The organism is bacterium, from assembly GCA_035308905.1.
Lineage (GTDB): Bacteria > Sysuimicrobiota > Sysuimicrobiia > Sysuimicrobiales > Segetimicrobiaceae > DASSJF01.
Genome location: DATGFS010000062.1, coordinates 1 through 17,061, shown reverse-complemented (window position 1 = coordinate 17,061; position 17,061 = coordinate 1). Strand labels below are relative to the sequence as shown.

Here is a 17,061-nt window from a genome sequence, read left to right as displayed (position 1 = left end):
GCGCTGGGAGGAGACCTACAACAACGTCCGGCCGCACCAGGCGCTCGGTTACCTCACTCCGAACGAGTACCTCGCTCAATGGCAGGCGGCTCAGCGATGAATTTGGAGGCTGGTGTAGTCGGATCTACTGGACCAGTACAATAGGTTGACGGGTCATCCCCGCACCTTCTATAATCAATTCTCGCGTTGTTCGAGGAGGCGTTGAATGCGCACTGAGGTGGTGGTGTTCGGCATCCCGAAGCGGTGGTTCCTGGTCGATGCCAAAGACCAGGTGCTCGGCCGCTTGGCGAGCCAAATCGCGGCCGTGCTGAAGGGCAAGAACCGGCCGACCTACGCGCCGTCGGTGACCGGCGACTACGTGATCGTCGTGAACGCCGATAAGATCCGGCTGACCGGCCGCAAGGCCGAGCAAAAGATCTACTATCGGCATTCCGGCTACCCGGGCGGTCTCCGCGCGACGCCGGCCGGCAAGATGATGGCGCGGCGCCCCGAGTACGTGATCCGCGAAGCGGTTCGCGGCATGCTGCCGAAGAACCCGCTGGGGCGCGAGTGCCTGCGCAAGCTCCGCATCTACCGCGGCGGCGCTCATCGGCACGCGGCGCAGCAGCCGCTGCCGCTCGTGCTGGCCGGACGCACCACGAAGGGACGTGACATGTGATGAGTCAGAACAGCCCAAGCGTCGTGGCGTCCGGGGGACGCAAAACGTCGCAGGCGCGGGTGCGTCTCGTGCCCGGGACCGGCACGATCACCGTCAACAACCGGCCCGTCGAGCAGCATCTGCCGAAAGGGCCGCTCCTGACCGTCGTGCGGCAGCCGCTGGCCGTGGCGAACGCGGAAGGGCGCTTCGACGTGCTCGTCAGCGTGGTCGGCGGCGGCGTCGTAGGGCAGGCCGGCGCGATCCGGCTCGGCATCGCCCGGGCGCTCGTCGCGATCGACCCCGAGCTGCGGTCGCCGATGCGGAAGGCCGGGCTTCTCACGCGCGATCCGCGGAAGAAGGAACGGAAGAAGTACGGTCACAAGCGGGCCCGGAAGGGCTTCCAGTACTCCAAGCGCTAACGCTCTGCCGTAGTGCCGGCCGACCCGCGGCCGGCCACGATGTAATCAAAGCCGCGACGTCACCGTCCGGCGCTGCGTCTGTCTCGGTACCGGCACGGCACGCGTCGCACTAGGGGTCGTCGCATCGCACCTCCAGTCTGAAAAGCGCTTCGCGCGGGCATATCAATCGTCGCCCGGGTGGAACGCTCAGGAGGCGGAGCGTGCACGTCGTCGCAGCGATCGTCGCAGCGTTGGTGCTCGCGCTAACCGCGGCCGGACCGGCCGCGGCGGCGGGCCGCTATGTGGTGGCGCCGCACGACACCCTCTTCAGCATCGCCCGGCGGTTCCGGGTCCCGTTATCCATCCTCGCGCAGGTGAACGGTATTCACGATCCTTCGCGGATTCGCGCCGGCGACGTGCTGGTGATTCCCGACGTGCCGGGGGCCGCCGCGGAACCGCCGGTCCCGCCGTCGGCTGCGTCCCGGCCCGCCCTCGTGCCGGTGCAAATGCGCGCGCCCGCCCCCTCGAGGCTGGGTCCGGCCGGTCGGGTGCAGCTTGCGACGCCGGCCGCCGCGGGCGAATCGTACATCGTGCGGCCGGGAGACACGCTCTACCATCTCGCGCTGATCCACGGGACCATGGTCGACGCGCTTCAGGAAGCCAATGGGTTGACGTCGCCGGCTATTCTCGTAGGACAGATCATCCGGTTCCCGGCGTCCGCGCCGGCGGCCCCGGTGGCAACCGCGCCGCCGGCTCTCGTGAGGCCGGCGCCCTCGACCGCCGCACCGGCGCCGATCCCGTCCGTCGACACGGCGCCGCCTGACCCGGCAGCGCCGGCTGCCCCCGCGGCCCCGGCCGGCCCCGCGTCGCCCCTCGAACCCGCGTTCCACCCCGTCTCCCCGGCCAGGACGGCGCTGCTCGCGCACGTTCGCGCGTCGGCCTTGGGATACCTCGGCACGCCGTACGTCTGGGGCGGAACGACGCCGTCCGGTGTGGACTGCTCCGGGCTCGTCTATCTCGTCTACTCGCCGTATGTCGCGAACCTTCCGCGCACGTCGTACGACCAGTGGACGGCCGGCGCGGCCGTCGACCGCGCCGACCTCGCCGCGGGCGATCTCGTGTTCTTCAACACCGACGGCAGCGGCGCGTCGCACGTCGGCATCTACATCGGCGACGGCCAGTTCGTCCACCCGGCGGCCAGCGCGCAGCGGGTCGTCATCGACCGGCTCGACGCCCCGTACTACATGACGCGCTACCTGGGAGCCCGGCGGATCCTCTGAGTCTCGGCGTCCGCCCCCCCCAGGCCCGGGGACGGGGGATCATGGCGTCGCGCCGACGAGGGGCCGGACGGCCGGGCGCGAAGCATCATAAGACTATGGACCTGCGCGGACGCGACTACACGGCGGTGCTCGATCTGACCGCGGAAGAGATCCGGACGCTCATCGACGCGGCCCTGGAGATGAAGACCCGAGCCAAGGCCGGGGAGCGGCCGCCGCTGCTTGCCGGCAAGGTGCTGGCGCTGGTGTTCGAAAAGCCGTCGCTGCGCACCCACGTGACGTTCCAGACGGGCATGCTGCAACTGGGCGGCCATGCCGTCTACCTCAGCCCGCGGGACATCGAGATGGGCAGCCGCGAGTCCCCGCTCGACGTGGCCAAGAACCTCGAGCGCTGGGTGGACGGCATTGCCGCCCGGACGTTCTCGCACGAGACGATCCTCGAGCTCGCCCGCGGCGCGCGCGTCCCGGTCGTGAACGCGCTGTCGGATTGGGAGCATCCCTGCCAGACGCTCGCGACCCTGCTCACGATTCGCGAGCGGTGGGGGCGGCTCAACGACGTCCGGATCGTCTGGATCGGCGACGGCAACAACGTTCTGCGCTCGCTCGCGTTCGCCACCGGCAAGCTCGGCCTGTCGCTGACCATCTGTGCGCCGCAGGCCTTCGGCCTCGACGGCGACAGCATCGCGCGGGCCCGGGCGGACGCCGCGCAGAGCCACGGGACGATCGAGCTCACCGACGATCCCGTGCGGGCCGTGTCGGCCGCGGACCTTATCCTGACCGACGTCTGGACGAGCATGGGCCAGGAGCAGGAGGCGGTCGCCCGGCGTCGAGCGTTCGGTCCCTACCAGGTCAATGCGGCGCTGCTGGCCCGGGCCCCGAAGGACGCGGTGGTCTCCCACTGTCTGCCGGCCCACCGCGGCGAGGAGATCACGGACGAGATCATGGACGGGCCGCGCTGCGTCGCGTTCGACGAGGCGGAGAACCGCCTCCATTCGCAGAAGGCCCTTCTCGCAGCAATCTTGTAAAGGCGTGCCGGCGTGGACGCCGGCGCACCGGCGGACTCGCGCATTCCGCGAGGCCGTCCTCGCCAGGGGACTCGAGGTGGCGCGTGGCGTGGCCGTTCCCGTTTAGAATCTGGGATCTGCTCGACATCCTCGTCGTCGCGTTTGTTGTCTACCAGATCCTCATGCTCATCCGCGGCACGCGCGCGGTGCAGCTCGTCACGGGGCTCGGCCTGCTCTTTCTCGCGTACATCGTCAGCCGCTGGCTCGGGCTCTACACGCTGCAGTGGGTGCTGAGTTACGTCGGCCTGGTCGTGCCGATCGCGCTCCTCGTCCTCTTCCAACCGGAACTGCGGCGGATGCTCGAGCAGCTGGGCCGGGGGAGTGTGCTGCTGGTCGGCTTCACCCCGCACGGTCTCGATCGGGAGGCGGCGATCCGCCTCGTCAACGACGCCGCCCGCGCCGCCCGCATCCTCGGCACCCGCAAGATCGGCGCGCTGATCGTGATCGAGCGCCGCACCGGCCTCGAGGACTTCATCGAGACGGGCATCCGCGTCGACGCCCTCGTGACCGTGCAGCTGCTGATCAGCGTGTTCTTTCCGAACACGCCGCTGCACGACGGCGCCGTCATCATCCGCGGCAACCGGCTCGCCGCCGCGGGTTGCCTCCTGCCGCTCACCGAACGGCCCGGGCTGATCCGCCCGCTCGGGACCCGCCACCGCGCCGCGATCGGCCTGACAGAGGTCACCGATGCCGTCGCCGTGGTGGTGTCGGAGGAGACCGGCACGATCTCGCTCGCCGTGGAAGGCCGGCTCGACCGGGGTCTCACGGAGGAGGAGTTGAAGGCGCGTCTCCTCGTGCTCGTGGGGCTTCCGGCGGTCGCGGGACGTGGTCTGCACGTGCCGGGCGTCCCGGCCGTGCGGGTGCCGTCGCTGCGCATGCCGCTGTGGCGGAGACGGGAGACGTGAACCCGCGCGAGCGCCTGCTCTACGCGATCCTGTCGGTCGCCGTGGCGAGCATCGCCTGGCTGTACGTTGCGACCGCCCAGAACCCGCTGGTGGAGCGGACGATAAACGTCGAGCTGCACGTCCGCGGCCTGAGCCCCAACGAGGTGCTGGTGCAGGCGCCGCCGTCGCGCGTGCAGGTGCGTGTCTCCGGCCCCCGGTCGGGGGTGGCGCTGCTGTCGCCGGCGGTGCTCGACGCGTCGGTTGACCTGAGCGGCCTTCGCCCCGGCGAGCACCGCGTGCCGGTGGTCGTCGCCGCCCCGCCGGAGGTGCATGCCGTCGCGCAGACGCCGCAGGAAGTCCTGGTCGTGCTCGACGCCGTCCAGTCGCGGCGCTTTCCCGTCGAGATCAGCCTCATCGGCAGCCTGCCGCAGGGCGTGACGCTCGGGACCCCGCACGTGACGCCGGCGTACGTCACCGTCACGGGGGCGGCGAGTCAGATCGAAGAGATCCGCCACGCCATTGTGACGGTCGACACCACCAACCTACGCCAGCAGGTGGCGACCTCGCTGCAGGTCCGTCTCGTGGATGCGAGCGGGCTGGAGGTCCGGGGCCCGAGCATCGATCCGCAGTTGGTGGCCGCGGAGCTGACGGTGCGGGAAGGCGCGATTGCCAAGGTCGTGCCCGTGGTGCCGGCGATCGTGGGCACGCCGCCGCCGCCGCTGGCCGTCACCGGTATCTCGACGGATCCGGCGACGGTCACCCTGCAGGGCCCCGGGCTCGCGCTGCAGAGCGTCTCCGCGGTGCCGACGGCGCCGATCGACCTGCGCCGGGCGCGAGGCGACCTCCGGCAGCAGGTCGGACTGCAGATTCCGGCGGGGGTCACCTCGTCGGTCTCGCGCGTCACCGTCTCCGTCACGCTCGGCGGCGGGTCGCTCAGTACGACGCTCCGGGGCGTCGCCGTGCAGGTCGTCGGCCTTCGTCCGGGCGTCAGGCCCCGCGTCGTCCCGTCGTCGATCGACGTGCAGGTCGAAGGGCCCACGGACGTGGTCGCGCGCCTCACGCCGCAGTCGATCCGCATCGTCGTCGACGCCGGCGGCAAGGGGGCCGGCCGGTACCAGTTCACGCCGCGGGCCCAACTGCCGCAGGGCGTGCGGGTGCTGAGCCTGCATCCAACGCAGGTGCTCGTGATCCTGACGCCGTCCTGAGCCGGAGCCGCATACGGTGGGACGCCTCTTCGGCACGGACGGAATCCGCGGCATCGCCAACGCGGATCTCTCGACCGAACTCGTGGACCGCGTGGCCCGCGCCGCGGTGCACGTGCTGGCGCCGCAGCGCCGCGGGCGCATCGCGATCGGCCGGGACCCGCGCATCTCCGGCGACCTCCTCGAAGCGCAGTTCGCCGCGGGGCTGTGCTCGGCCGGGGCCGACGCGATCCGTCTCGGCGTGCTGCCGACGCCCGGGGTGGCGCTGCTGGCCCGCCGGCTCAACGTGGACGCGGGCGCTGTCATCTCCGCGTCGCACAACCCCGTCGAGGACAACGGGATCAAATTCTTTGCGCCGACCGGCTTCAAGCTGCCGGACGCCGTCGAGGACGAGATCGAGCGCCTGGTGGAGAGCGCCGCGGGGCTGAGCCGCCCGACCGGCGCCGCGGTCGGTCGGATCACCGACGTTCCCGACGCGGCCGAGCAGTACCTGGCGTTTCTCGGCGGGCTGGCGAGCGGGCGCTTTACGGGCTGGCGGATCGTGGTCGACTGCGCGAACGGCGCCACCAGCGCGATCGCGCCGCGGCTGTGGGAGGCGCTCGGCGCGACGGTGATCCCGATTCACGCCGAGCCGGACGGCACGAACATCAACGCCGGCTGCGGCTCCACCCACCCGGAGGTGGTGGCCGAAGCGGTCGTGCGCGCCGGGGCGGATCTCGGCTTCGCGCACGACGGCGACGGCGACCGCGTCATCGCCGCGGACCGGCACGGCCGCGTCGTGGACGGGGACGCGATCATGGGAATCGCGGCGCTTCACCGCGACCGGCAGCGCCTGCTGCCCGGCCGCGCGATCGTCGCGACCGTGATGACCAACCTCGGGCTCGAAGTCGTGCTGCGGGGCGCCGGCATCCGGATCGAGCGCGCGCGCGTCGGCGACCGGTACGTGCTGGAGCGCATGCTCGAGACCGGCATCACGCTCGGGGGCGAGCAGAGCGGCCACGTCATCTTTCTCGATCACGCCACCACGGGCGACGGCCTGCTGACGGCGGTCCAGATCGCGAACGTGATGCTCGAGGCCGGCCGCGGCCTCGACGAGCTCGCGTCGCGCTTTCACCGCTACCCTCAAGTCTTGCTGAACGTGCGCGTCGCGTCGCCCGACCGGTGGGTGGACGATCCCGAAATTCTCGCGGCGGTCTCCCGCGCCGAACGGCACCTCGCCGGGCGCGGCCGCGTGCTGGTGCGCGCCTCGGGCACGGAGCCGCTGGTGCGTGTGATGACCGAATGCGAAGACGCCGGCGAGGCGGAGTCGCTCGCGCGGGAACTGGCGGACCTCGTGGCGGGACGTCTCGGCGGCACGGTCGTGGCCAAGCCGGCGCCCCGCAATGGACAGTAGCGCTAGTTTTGAAGATCGAGCGCGATACTTAGCGCATGGTCGATCTGCCGCAGCGCTTGCGGAGATAGAGTGCCCCGGTGGCGATGCAGGCGGCCCTTGGCCAGCGCTCTCACCTGCTCCGCCAAGGCGACCGAATCTGCCGTCAGACCACCCTCCGGTGCGCGAAGCAGTACCTGGCTGGGATAGAGCCGGCGGTCCATCCGGTAGGTCGTGACGGGGACGACAATCACGATCGGCATGTGCATTGTGATTGCATCGCGGCTGACAATGACCACCGGCCGCCGGCCTGCCTGCTCCGTCCCTTCGGTAGGATCGAGACGCGCATCGTAGACATCGCCGCGTTTCACGGCTCGGCCTCGCCCTCGCGGAGCGCCTCCCAATCAGCCTGCGAAAACTCCTCGGCGACCTGAAGTGATTCGGCCTTCGCCTCGGCGTCGTCCGCAAGTTGCGCGTACGCGGCGTCGATCTCTTTCCTCCGCGCAGCCGCCAGTTCATGCCGGAGTGCGCGCGCGATCAGCGCGTTACGTGTTGTCGCAGCGCCCCGACGAACCTCGCGATCCGCGGCTTCAAGCAGTGCCTTGGGAAGAGTGACCGTCGTTCTGGCCGTGTCCTTTCTCCGCTTCGGCATAACTGGGTGTCTCCAATCATGATGCGTAATATGACACCATTTTAGATGGCGAAATAGACATACGTCAATGAAGCGGGGGCAAGACTTTGTCCGCAGGCCCGCGAATTCTTGAGAAGATTAGTCGCTCGTGGCATAACAAACTCAGTACGCGTATTACAATACACGTATTACAATGTCTTTCGGCGATGGAGGTGCGGGGGGACCACGCTGTATCAAGCGCCGGAACTCGCCGCGGATGGCCGGGGTTGTGCCCGGGCGGTGAGTTGACGAGGTAGGGGATCTCGAGCAGCGGAGTCGCGGCGGGGAAGTTGCCGCCGGCTCCCATTCGGCGGGTGACCCTAGGTCTGGTCCGGACCTCATGAACGCCGCCAAAACCCGGAGGCGACTCCGGGGACAAAAGGCGTTCAGGACGCACACCTCAGGCAGCGGGCGGTACACGGGGCACCCCGTTCCGGTACCGCCGGTATACGCGGGTATGGCCCGCCGCCGCCAGAACTCATCCACGCGCGACCGTGACGCCGACGCGCCTCGCCGGGACGCCGTCCCGCGGCCGCCGGCGCATGCCGGTCCAGGACCATGGAGGCCTCTATGTGCGGCATTATGGGCTACATCGGGGAGCGGCCGGCCGTGCCGGTGCTTCTCGACGGGTTGCGGCGGCTGGAATATCGGGGGTATGACTCCGCCGGCCTCGCCGTCCTGAACGGCGGCGGCATCGAGATTCGCAAGGCCGCCGGGAAGATCGGCCGTCTGGCCGACCTGATCGAGCGATCGCCGGTGCACGGGATCGTCGGCATCGGCCACACCCGGTGGGCGACGCACGGCCACCCGTCGGACGAGAACGCGCATCCGCACGCGGACTGTCACGGCCGGATCGTCGTCATTCACAACGGCATCATCGAGAATTTCCTCGAGCTGCGGTCGGCGCTCGCCGCCCGCGGCCACACCTTCAGGTCCGACACCGACACGGAAGTCCTTGCGCACCTGATCGAGGAGGCCTACGAGGGCGACCCCGGCTCGCGCGGGGCGAACGGTCTGCCCGCCGCGGTGGAGCGGGCGGTGTCGCAGGCCACCGGCGCGTACGCGCTCGTGGTGCTGGCCGCGGACGAGCCGGACAAGATCGTCGCGGTCCGGATGATCAGTCCGCTGGTGATCGGACTCGGCCGGGGCGAGATGGTGCTCGCGTCCGACGTGACTGCGCTGCTGCCCTACGCGCGGGACGTCGTGATCGTCGAGGACGGCGAAATCGCCGTGATCACGCGCGGCGAAGCGCGGCTGGCGAAGATCGGGGGCGGCCCCGTGGCCCGCGAGCCGATGCGGATCACGTGGGACGCCTCGGCCGCCGAGAAGGGCGGCTACGCCCATTTCATGCTGAAAGAAATTCACGAGCAGCCCCGCGTCCTGCAGGAGACCCTGATGGGGCGGCTGCCGGACGACCGGCAGATCGTCCTCGACGGCGTCGAGCTCACGCCGGACGCGGCGCGCGAGATCGACAAGGTGTGGCTCGTCGCCTGCGGCACGGCCTACCACGCCGGACTGGTCGGACGCCTGCTCGTCGAGCAGCTCGCGCGCGTCCCGGCCGAAGCCGACGTGGCCAGCGAGTTCCGCTACCGCGACCCGCTGGTCGGCTCCCGGACGCTCGCGCTGGCGATCAGCCAGTCGGGGGAGACCGCCGATACGATCGCCGCGGCGCGCGAGGCGCGCGCGCGGGGCGCGCGGACGCTCGCGGTCGCCAACGTCGTCGGCAGCACGCTCGCGCGCGAGGCCTCCGACGTGCTGTACACGCGGGCGGGGCCGGAGATCGCCGTCTGCTCCACCAAAGCCTACCTCACGCAGCTCGCGGCGCTCGCGATGTTCGCGGGAGGGTTGGGCCAGGCGCGCGGCACCCTCGCGCCCCCGGCCGTCTCGTCGCTCATCCGGGGACTGCGCGCGCTCCCGACCCAGGCGCAGACGGTGCTGCGGCTCGAACCGGAGATCATTCGCCTCGCGGAGCGGCTGCACACGGTGGAAGACGCCTTCTTCGTCGGCCGGGGCTTCGACTATCCGGTCGCGATGGAAGGGTCGCTCAAGTTCAAGGAGATCAGCTACATCCACTCCGAGGCGTTCGCCGGCGGCGAGCTCAAGCACGGCACGCTCGCGCTCGTCGTGCCGGGGGTGCTGGTCGTCGCCCTCGCGACGCAGCCGGCGCTCGTCGACAAGATCGTCAGCAACATCCAGCAGGTGCGGGCCCGCGGCGCGGAGGTCGTGGGGGTGGCCACCGCGGCCACGGCGGAGACGGTGCGGCCGCACGTCGACACGCTGCTCGAGATTCCGGCGACCGACCCGCTGCTGGCGCCGGTGCTGAGCGTGATCCCGCTGCAGCTGTTCGCCTATCACGTGGCGCGCCTCCGCGGGAACGACGTCGATCAGCCGCGCAACCTGGCGAAGAGCGTGACGGTCGAGTGACGGCGTGAGAATACTTGTAACCGGCGGGGCGGGGTTCATCGGCTCCCACGTCGCGGAGGCCTATCGCAACGCCGGGCACCACGTCGCCGTGGCGGACGTCGTGAGCGGCGCGGACCGCACGCCCTCGGGCATCCGCTGCCACCGCGTCGACGTCGCGAGCGAAGCGCTGCGGGCGGTGTTCGACGAGGAGCGTCCCGAGGTGGTGTCGCACCACGCCGCGCAGGCGAACGTCCGCCGGTCCCTCGCGGATCCGGTCGGCGACGCGGCGACGAACGTGCTCGGCACGCTGCGGGTGCTCGATCTCTCGGTCCGCCACGCGGTCCGGCAGGTCATCTTCTCGTCGACCGCCGGCGCGCTGTACGGCGAGCCGAAGGCCGTCCCGGTCCGCGAAGACGATCCGATCCTGCCCGCCTCGCCGTACGGCCTGCACAAGTATCTCGGCGAGCAGTACATGGCATACTATCGGCGGACGCACGGCCTCAACACGACGGTTCTCAGGTACGGCAACGTGTACGGGCCGCGTCAGGATCCTGCGACCGAGGCCGGGGTCGTCGCGATCTTCGCCGAGGCGATGCTCGGCGGCCGCCGGCCGGTGATCTTCGGCGACGGCGCGCAGGTGCGCGATTTCGTGTATGTCGCCGACGTGGCCGACGTGAATCTGCGGGTCCTGGGGCGGACGCTGCCGCAGCCGCTGCACGTGGGGTCGGGACGCGGCACCTCCGTCAACGAGATCGCGGAGCGGCTTCGCGCGCTCACGGGTGCGGCGCCGGCGCCGGACCACGGCCCGGCGGTCCCCGGCGAGGTGCACCGGATCTACCTCGACGTGAGCCGGATTCGCGAGGCCCTCGGCTGGCAGGCCCGCGTGCCGCTGGAGGAGGGGCTTCGCCGAACCGTCGAATGGTTCGCCCGGAGGGGTGATTGACCGCGCGAGTTTCTGATACCGGAGGAGACGGCCCGATGATCGACAAGGAACTTCTCGACATCCTGGCATGCCCGGTGTGCAAGACCCCGGTGACGCAGGACGGCGACCGGCTCGTCTGCGGCAAGTGCGGACGCCGCTACCCGATCCGGGACGGCATCCCGGTGATGCTCGTCGACGAGGCGGATCTACGCCCGGCCTGACCGCGCGGGCGCGGTTCGGGTGACGACGCGATGATTCGCGGCATCGGGGTCGACGTCGTCGAGGTGGACCGCATCCGGCGCGCCACCGCGCGCTGGGGCGACGGCTTTCTCTCGCGGGTCTTCACCGCGGGCGAGCGACGGCATGCCGGCGCGTCGCGGACCTCGGCGGAACGGCTGGCCGGCCGGTTCGCGGCCAAAGAGGCGGTGATGAAGGCCCTCGGCCTCGGGTGGCGGCGCATGGCCTGGCGCGAGATCGAGATCGAAGGCGATCCGCTCGGCCGCCCCGTCGTCCGCCTCACCGGCCGGGCCGCGCAGGTCGCGGCCGACCTCGGCGTTCAGGCGTGGTTCGTGTCCATCTCGCACACTCGAGATCTCGCCGTCGCGCACGCCGTCGCCGAGTGACCGCATCGGAGCTCCCGTTCCTCGCGGGCGGCCGGCGATGAAGCTCCCGACGCCCACAGAAATGGCATCGCTCGAGCAGCGGGCGCTGGAGGCGGCCAGCGTCACGGTCGCGGCGCTGATGGAGCGGGCCGGCGCGCGCACGGCCGACGTGGCCCGGCGCCTGCTGGAAGGCCGGGGCGGCCGGCACGTGGTGGTGCTGGCCGGCAAGGGGAACAACGGCGGCGACGGACTCGTCGCCGCGCGCGATCTCGCCGGAGACGCGCGGGTCACGGTGATGCTGGCCGGGCCCGCCGCCGAGCTCGGCGGCGGGCCCGCGGCGCATCTCCCGTCCGTTCGCGAACGCCACATCCCGGTGATCGAGGCCACGGGCCTGTCCCCCGCCGAGATCGACGCCGCGCTTCGCGGCTGCGACCTCATCGTCGACGCGCTCTTCGGCACCGGCTTCCACGGACCGGCCCGCGGGGTCCCCGCCGAGTTGATCGAGGCGGCCGATCGTTCCGGCACGCCGATCCTCGCGGTCGACGTGCCCTCCGGCATCGACGCGGCGACGGGCGCCGCGGAGCGGCCGGTGATCCAGGCGGCGGCGACGGTCACGATGGGCCTCCCCAAACTCGGGCTCGTGCAGTATCCGGCCGCGGCCTGCGCCGGCCGGCTCTTCGTCGCGGACATCGGGCTGCCCGAAGAGATCGTCGACGAGGCGCCGATCCGCTCGGAGTTCATCCGCGCCGCGTGGGTGGACCGGGCGTTTCCCCGGCGCCGCGCCGACGGCCACAAAGGCACCTACGGCCACGTGTTTGTCGTCGCGGGGGCCCGCGGCTTCACCGGCGCCGCGGTTCTTGCGGCTCGGGGCGCGATCCGCGGCGGGGCGGGCCTCGTGACCGTGGCGCTGCCGGAGTCGCTCGTCACGGTGCCCACCGCGTCGCTGCCCGAGGCGATGGCGCTGCCGCTGCCGGAGACCGGCGCCGGCACGCTGAGTGAGGCGGCCGAGGGCGTGATCCGCGAGGCCGTCTCGGCCGTCGACGGCCGGCGCCCCGCGGTCGTCGCGATGGGGCCCGGCCTCACGACGCATCCCGAGGTGGTCGCCGTCGTGCGCCGGCTGCTGCCCTCGCTCGGCGGCCCGATCGTGGCGGACGCCGACGCGCTCAACGCGCTGGCGGGGAACATCGCGCCGCTGCGCGAGGCCTCCGGGCCGGTCGTGATCACACCGCATCCCGGCGAGCTCGCGCGGCTGATGGGGTCCTCGATCGGCGAGATTCAGCGCGACCGCGTCGAGGCGGCGCGCGCCGCGGCCGCGTCCGTCCGCGCGGTGACGGTGTTGAAGGGCGCGCGCACCGTGGTGGCCTCCCCGGACGGCCGCGTCGGCATCGTGCCGAACGGCAACGGCGCGATGGCGACGGGGGGAACGGGGGACGTGCTGACCGGCGTCGTGGCGGCCTTGCTTGCGCAGGGGCTGCCGCCGTGGGAGGCGGCGGTGTGCGCCGCCTACCTCCACGGGCTGGCCGGCGACCTCGCCGCCCCCGGCGAGCTCGGTCTCCTCTCGCACGAAGTGGCCGACGCCGTGCCGCGCGCGCTTCGCCAGGTGCGCGCCGGATCGGTCGACGAGGGCATCACGGATGTCCGATAAGGGGCTGCGGGCCGGCTGGGCGGAGATCGACCTCGACGCGATCCAGCACAACGTCCGCGCGCTCCGCGGGATTCTCGTCGCCCCGGCGCGTCTCATGGTGGTGGTGAAGGCGAACGCCTACGGGCACGGCGCGGTGGAGGTGGCGCGGACCGCCGCGTCGGCGGGCGCGTGGGGGTTCGGCGTCGCGACGGTGGACGAAGGAGAGGAGCTTCGCCGCGCGCGGCTCCGCGAGCCGGTGGTGCTGCTCGACCTCACGATGCCCGAGGAGGCGGTGCGCATCGTTGCGCTGGACCTCGCGGCGGGCGTTGCGGATCTGGATGGGGCGCGGGCGCTGAGCAGGGCGGCGACGTCGTCGGGCCGCGCGGCGCGCGTGCATCTCAAGGTCGACACGGGGATGGGCCGCGCCGGGTGTGTGCCGGCGGACGCGCCGGCGCTGGCCCGCGCGATCGCGGATCTTCCGGGGGTCGCGCTCGAGGGATGCTACACCCACTTCCCCGCCGCCGACGACCCCGACCTGACGCCGACCCGGGAACAGGCGGCGGCGTTTTCGGGCGTCGTGGCGTCGCTGCGCGAGGCCGGGTTCAGCGGGCTCCTCTGTCACGCGGCCAACAGCGCCGGGACGATCGCGCTGCCGGAGGCGCATTTCGATCTCGTGCGCTGCGGCATCGCCGCGTACGGCATCTCGCCCGCCGCGCATCTCGGCGCGCGCGTGCCGCTACGGCCGGCGATGCGCCTCTGCGCGCGGGTCGTCCAGGTGAAGCGCGTCTCGGCCGGGACGGCGGTAGGCTACGGCCGCGAATACCGGGCCGGCCGGGAGACGACGATCGCGACCGTGCCGCTCGGCTACGCGGACGGGTACCCCCGGCTGGCCTGGCGGTCGGCCGCGGTGGCGCTGGCCGGGCGCCGCGTTCCGATCGCGGGGCGGATCAGCATGGATCAGCTCACCGTCGACGCCGGCGATCTCGTCGTGCGGCGGGGGGACGACGTCGAGCTGTGGGGACCGGCGCTTCCGGTGGAAGAGGTCGCCGCGGCCGCGCAGACCATCGCGTGGGAGCTCTTGGTGCGCGTCGCCTCCCGCGTCCCGCGCGTGTACACGAGCGGCGGCGCGGTGCGCTCGGTCCGGACGCTCGTCGCCGCCTGGGACGAAGGCGGGGCGGAAGGGGGGAGTCGTCGTGCGCGTCGCCTTTCAGGGCGAGCGGGGCGCTAACAGCGAAGAGGCCGTCTTCCGGGTTTTCGGCGAGCAGGCCGAGCCCGTGCCGTGTCCCGATCTGGTGCAGACGTTCGACGCGGTCGTGTCGCACCGCGCCGACGGCGCCGTCGTGCCCGTGGAGAATTCGCAGGCCGGCAGCATCAACGAGACCTACGATCTCTTGCTCGGGCACGACCTGTACATCGTCGGCGAGTACGACCTGCGGGTCCGGCATTACCTCATGGCGCCGCCCGGCCTGGCGCTCGAGCAGATCACGCGAGCGTACTCTCATCCGCAGGCGCTCGCGCAGTGCGACGCATTCTTGAGAACGCACGGGATCGAGCCGGTGGTCTACGGCGACACGGCCGGCAGCGCGAAGATGGTGGCGGAGCGGCGGCCCGCCGGGGCGGCGGCGATCGCCCCCCGGCGGGCCGCGGATATCTACCGTCTGCACGTGCTCGCCGAGGGCATCGAGACCAATCCCAACAACTACACCCGCTTTCTCGTGCTGGATCCCCGGCCCGCGCCCCGCGCGCAGCGCAGCAAGACCTCGATCGTGTTCGTCGTCGAGAACAGGCCCGGCACGCTCTACCAGGCGATCGGGGCGATCGCCACCCGCGGCATCAACGTGGCCAAGATCGAATCCCGGCCGGGCCGGCAGCGCCCGTGGGAGTACGTCTTCTACCTCGACGTAGACGGCCACGTCGACGACGACGCAATGCGCGCGGCGCTCGCCGACCTCCGGCGCCATACCTCGATGCTGCGGGTGCTCGGCTCGTATCCGAAGGCGGAACCGCCCGCCGTCGCCTAAGTGCCGGTCACCACGCCGCGCCTCCTGCCGCTCGGGGACTGCGGCGTCGTCGTCGAGTTCGGCGGCGACGAGATCTCCGACGCCGCCAACGCCGCGGTGCTCGCGCTCCGGCGCGTGGTCGACGCCGAGCACCTGCCGGGCGTGGTGGAGACGCTGCCCACGTACCGCTCGCTGCTCGTCGTGTTCGACCCGCTGCGCACGACGGCGGGCGCCGTCCGCGAGGCGCTCCTCGCCGCGGTGCCCCGCGCCGACCCGTCGTCGCTGCCGGCCGGGCGCGTGGTGGAGCTGCCGACGGCCTACGGCGGAGTCCACGGACCGGATCTGGCGTCGCTCGCGGCCGAAGTCGGGCTCACGGAAGAGGCGGTCGTCGCCGCGCACACAGGCCGGGAGTATCGCGTCTACATGCTGGGGTTCAGCCCGGGCTTCCCGTACATGGGCACGCTGCCGGAAACCCTCCGGGTGCCCCGGCTCCGGTCGCCGCGCACCTACGTGCCCCAGCGCACCGTCGCCCTCGCGGGCCAGCAGACCGGCGTCTATCCGGTGGCGAGTCCCGGCGGGTGGCGCCTCCTCGGCCGCACGCCGCTGCGCATCTACGATCCCACGCGCGAGCCGCCGTTTCTGCTCGACGCGGGCGACCGCGCGCGGTTTGTGGCGATCAGCGCGCGCGAGTACGATCTGCGCGCGCCGGCGGACGAGAGCCCGGCCCCTCCACCGGTCCCGGCGTCCCCGGATTTTGTCGTCGAGCGGGGCGGCCTGTGGACGACCGTGCAGGATTTCGGACGACCCGGCTACCGGCGCTTCGGCCTGCCTCAGAGCGGTGCGATGGATCCGCTGTCGCTGCGGATCGCCAACCTGCTGCTCGGGAATTCGCCGGGCGCGGCGGCGCTGGAGTGCACGGCCCCGGGTCCCCGTCTCGTGGCGGCCAGGCGAACCGCCGTCGCAATCACCGGGGCCGATCTCTCGCCCTCCGTGAACGGCCGGCCCGTGCCGGGATGGACCGCGATTCCGCTGCGCGAGGGCGATGTGCTCGAGTTCGGCGCGCCGCGGGCCGGGCAGTGGGCCTACGTCGCCGTCCCGGGCGGCATCGACGTGCCCCCGGCACTCGGCAGCCGCGCGACCTACGTGCGCGGAGACCTCGGCGGATACGGTGGGCGGCGTCTTGCGGACGGCGATCTGCTCGCGTGCGAACGGCGTGCGCCGGGGGCGCTGCTTCGCCTGCCGGCGCGGGTGCGGCCGCCGGTCGGCGGCGCCTGCACGGTGCGCGCCGTCCTCGGTCCGCAAGAATCCTATTTTACGGACGCGGCGGTGGGGGCGCTGCTCGAGCAGCAGTTCTCGCCGGGCGTGCACGCCGATCGGGTCGGCTACCGGCTGGACGGCCCGCAGCTCGGGCACCGGTCGGTCGCGGAACTGCTGTCCGACGGCCTGATGCCGGGCGCGATCCAGGTGCCGTCGGGCGGCCAGGCCATCGTGATCATGGCGGACGGGCCGACCGCCGGAGGCTATCCAAAGATCGCCGCCATCGTGCGGGCGGATCTACGCTTGGTGGCGCAGGCACGGCGTGGGGATGTCGTTCGATTTCGCGCGGTGCGATGGGACGAGGCCCACCTCGCGGCGCGCGAGGCCGCGGCCGCCGTGGCCTCGCTGCGGCTCGAGCGTGCGACAGATTAAGCGCGATTGAGCGCCATTAAACGCGGGCGCGCGCACGCGGCGCCTTTTTCGGGGAAGTTATGCAGGATATTCGGGAATGCCGTCGTAGGGCCGTACGGATACGGCCGGGTTGGCCCAGTGGAGGTCCTGTCGAGGGTCCATTCAGTGGGGAGACGCCCGGTCATCCCGTCTCATCTTGTTTTTCAGTCATGGCTCTTGAGTTGTCACCCGGTCCGCGCGGCCAGGGGCCGCAGCGGGTCTCGTCCGGAGAGGAGGGGGCGGCACAGAGGACGGGGCCGGGAACGGGGGACACGCGGGTAGCGGTCGGAGGACGGACGGCG

17 protein-coding genes are annotated in these 17,061 nt (G+C 71.8%); 15 read left to right on the top strand and 2 right to left on the bottom strand.

The window, feature by feature from the left end; genetic code table 11:
• Positions 1-205 precede the first annotated feature (205 nt).
• The 7 genes from rplM to glmM all read left to right on the top strand — a co-directional run bounded on the left by rplM (position 206) and on the right by glmM (position 6,855).
• Positions 206-658 carry a 50S ribosomal protein L13 gene (gene rplM / locus VKT83_17110; GenBank protein ID HLY24187.1) on the top strand — a complete coding sequence of 151 codons (453 nt, stop codon included), beginning with the start codon at positions 206-208 and terminating at the stop codon, positions 656-658.
• The gene (rpsI, locus tag VKT83_17105) at positions 658-1,056 is read left to right on the top strand and encodes a 30S ribosomal protein S9 (protein HLY24186.1); all 399 of its coding nucleotides are present in this window, start codon (positions 658-660) and stop codon (positions 1,054-1,056) included. Before rplM ends, rpsI begins: the two co-directional genes overlap by 1 nt.
• 200 nt (positions 1,057-1,256) lie before the next feature.
• Positions 1,257-2,315 carry a peptidoglycan endopeptidase gene (locus VKT83_17100; GenBank protein ID HLY24185.1) on the top strand — a complete coding sequence of 353 codons (1,059 nt, stop codon included), beginning with the start codon at positions 1,257-1,259 and terminating at the stop codon, positions 2,313-2,315.
• Between the two features lie 95 nt (positions 2,316-2,410).
• Complete coding sequence (argF, locus tag VKT83_17095) at positions 2,411-3,337, top strand: ornithine carbamoyltransferase (GenBank protein HLY24184.1); 927 nt, start codon at positions 2,411-2,413, stop codon at positions 3,335-3,337.
• Positions 3,338-3,420: 83 nt separating this feature from the next.
• Entirely contained in the window at positions 3,421-4,281 is an 861-nt protein-coding gene (gene cdaA, locus VKT83_17090; protein ID HLY24183.1) for a diadenylate cyclase CdaA, read from the top strand.
• The gene (locus tag VKT83_17085) at positions 4,278-5,465 is read left to right on the top strand and encodes a CdaR family protein (protein HLY24182.1); all 1,188 of its coding nucleotides are present in this window, start codon (positions 4,278-4,280) and stop codon (positions 5,463-5,465) included. The genes cdaA and VKT83_17085 overlap by 4 nt, the downstream gene beginning before the upstream one ends.
• Positions 5,466-5,481: 16 nt before the next feature.
• Positions 5,482-6,855 carry a phosphoglucosamine mutase gene (glmM, locus tag VKT83_17080; GenBank protein HLY24181.1) on the top strand — a complete coding sequence of 458 codons (1,374 nt, stop codon included), beginning with the start codon at positions 5,482-5,484 and terminating at the stop codon, positions 6,853-6,855.
• A gap of 2 nt (positions 6,856-6,857) precedes the next feature.
• Here glmM and VKT83_17075 read toward each other — a convergent pair whose 3' ends face one another.
• Positions 6,858-7,202, bottom strand: coding sequence for a type II toxin-antitoxin system PemK/MazF family toxin (locus VKT83_17075; protein HLY24180.1), 345 nt, complete (start codon positions 7,200-7,202; stop codon positions 6,858-6,860).
• Positions 7,199-7,483 (bottom strand): ribbon-helix-helix domain-containing protein, encoded by a 285-nt coding sequence (locus VKT83_17070; protein ID HLY24179.1) that lies wholly within the window; start codon positions 7,481-7,483, stop codon positions 7,199-7,201. The genes VKT83_17075 and VKT83_17070 overlap by 4 nt, the downstream gene beginning before the upstream one ends.
• 588 nt (positions 7,484-8,071) lie before the next feature.
• On the opposite strand from VKT83_17070, the gene glmS reads away from it, so the two are divergent.
• From glmS to pxpB, 8 genes are read left to right on the top strand one after another with little or no spacing between them, the layout of a single operon-like run.
• Positions 8,072-9,925, top strand: a complete 1,854-nt coding sequence (glmS, locus tag VKT83_17065) for a glutamine--fructose-6-phosphate transaminase (isomerizing) (protein HLY24178.1) — start codon at positions 8,072-8,074, stop codon at positions 9,923-9,925.
• A 4-nt stretch (positions 9,926-9,929) separates the two neighbouring features.
• Positions 9,930-10,847: an NAD-dependent epimerase/dehydratase family protein gene (locus VKT83_17060; GenBank protein HLY24177.1), complete on the top strand. Its 918-nt coding sequence runs from the start codon at positions 9,930-9,932 to the stop codon at positions 10,845-10,847.
• 35 nt (positions 10,848-10,882) lie between these two features.
• Complete coding sequence (locus tag VKT83_17055; GenBank protein ID HLY24176.1) at positions 10,883-11,047, top strand: Trm112 family protein; 165 nt, start codon at positions 10,883-10,885, stop codon at positions 11,045-11,047.
• A 30-nt stretch (positions 11,048-11,077) separates the two neighbouring features.
• On the top strand, positions 11,078-11,449 hold the full coding sequence (acpS, locus tag VKT83_17050) for a holo-ACP synthase (protein ID HLY24175.1): 372 nt from the start codon (positions 11,078-11,080) through the stop codon (positions 11,447-11,449).
• Positions 11,450-11,486: 37 nt separating this feature from the next.
• Entirely contained in the window at positions 11,487-13,073 is a 1,587-nt protein-coding gene (locus tag VKT83_17045; GenBank protein ID HLY24174.1) for an NAD(P)H-hydrate dehydratase, read from the top strand.
• Positions 13,063-14,280 carry an alanine racemase gene (gene alr, locus VKT83_17040; protein ID HLY24173.1) on the top strand — a complete coding sequence of 406 codons (1,218 nt, stop codon included), beginning with the start codon at positions 13,063-13,065 and terminating at the stop codon, positions 14,278-14,280. Before VKT83_17045 ends, alr begins: the two co-directional genes overlap by 11 nt.
• Positions 14,246-15,073, top strand: coding sequence for a prephenate dehydratase (gene pheA / locus VKT83_17035; GenBank protein HLY24172.1), 828 nt, complete (start codon positions 14,246-14,248; stop codon positions 15,071-15,073). The genes alr and pheA overlap by 35 nt, the downstream gene beginning before the upstream one ends.
• On the top strand, positions 15,074-16,741 hold the full coding sequence (gene pxpB / locus VKT83_17030) for a 5-oxoprolinase subunit PxpB (protein HLY24171.1): 1,668 nt from the start codon (positions 15,074-15,076) through the stop codon (positions 16,739-16,741).
• Positions 16,742-17,061: the final 320 nt, after the last annotated feature.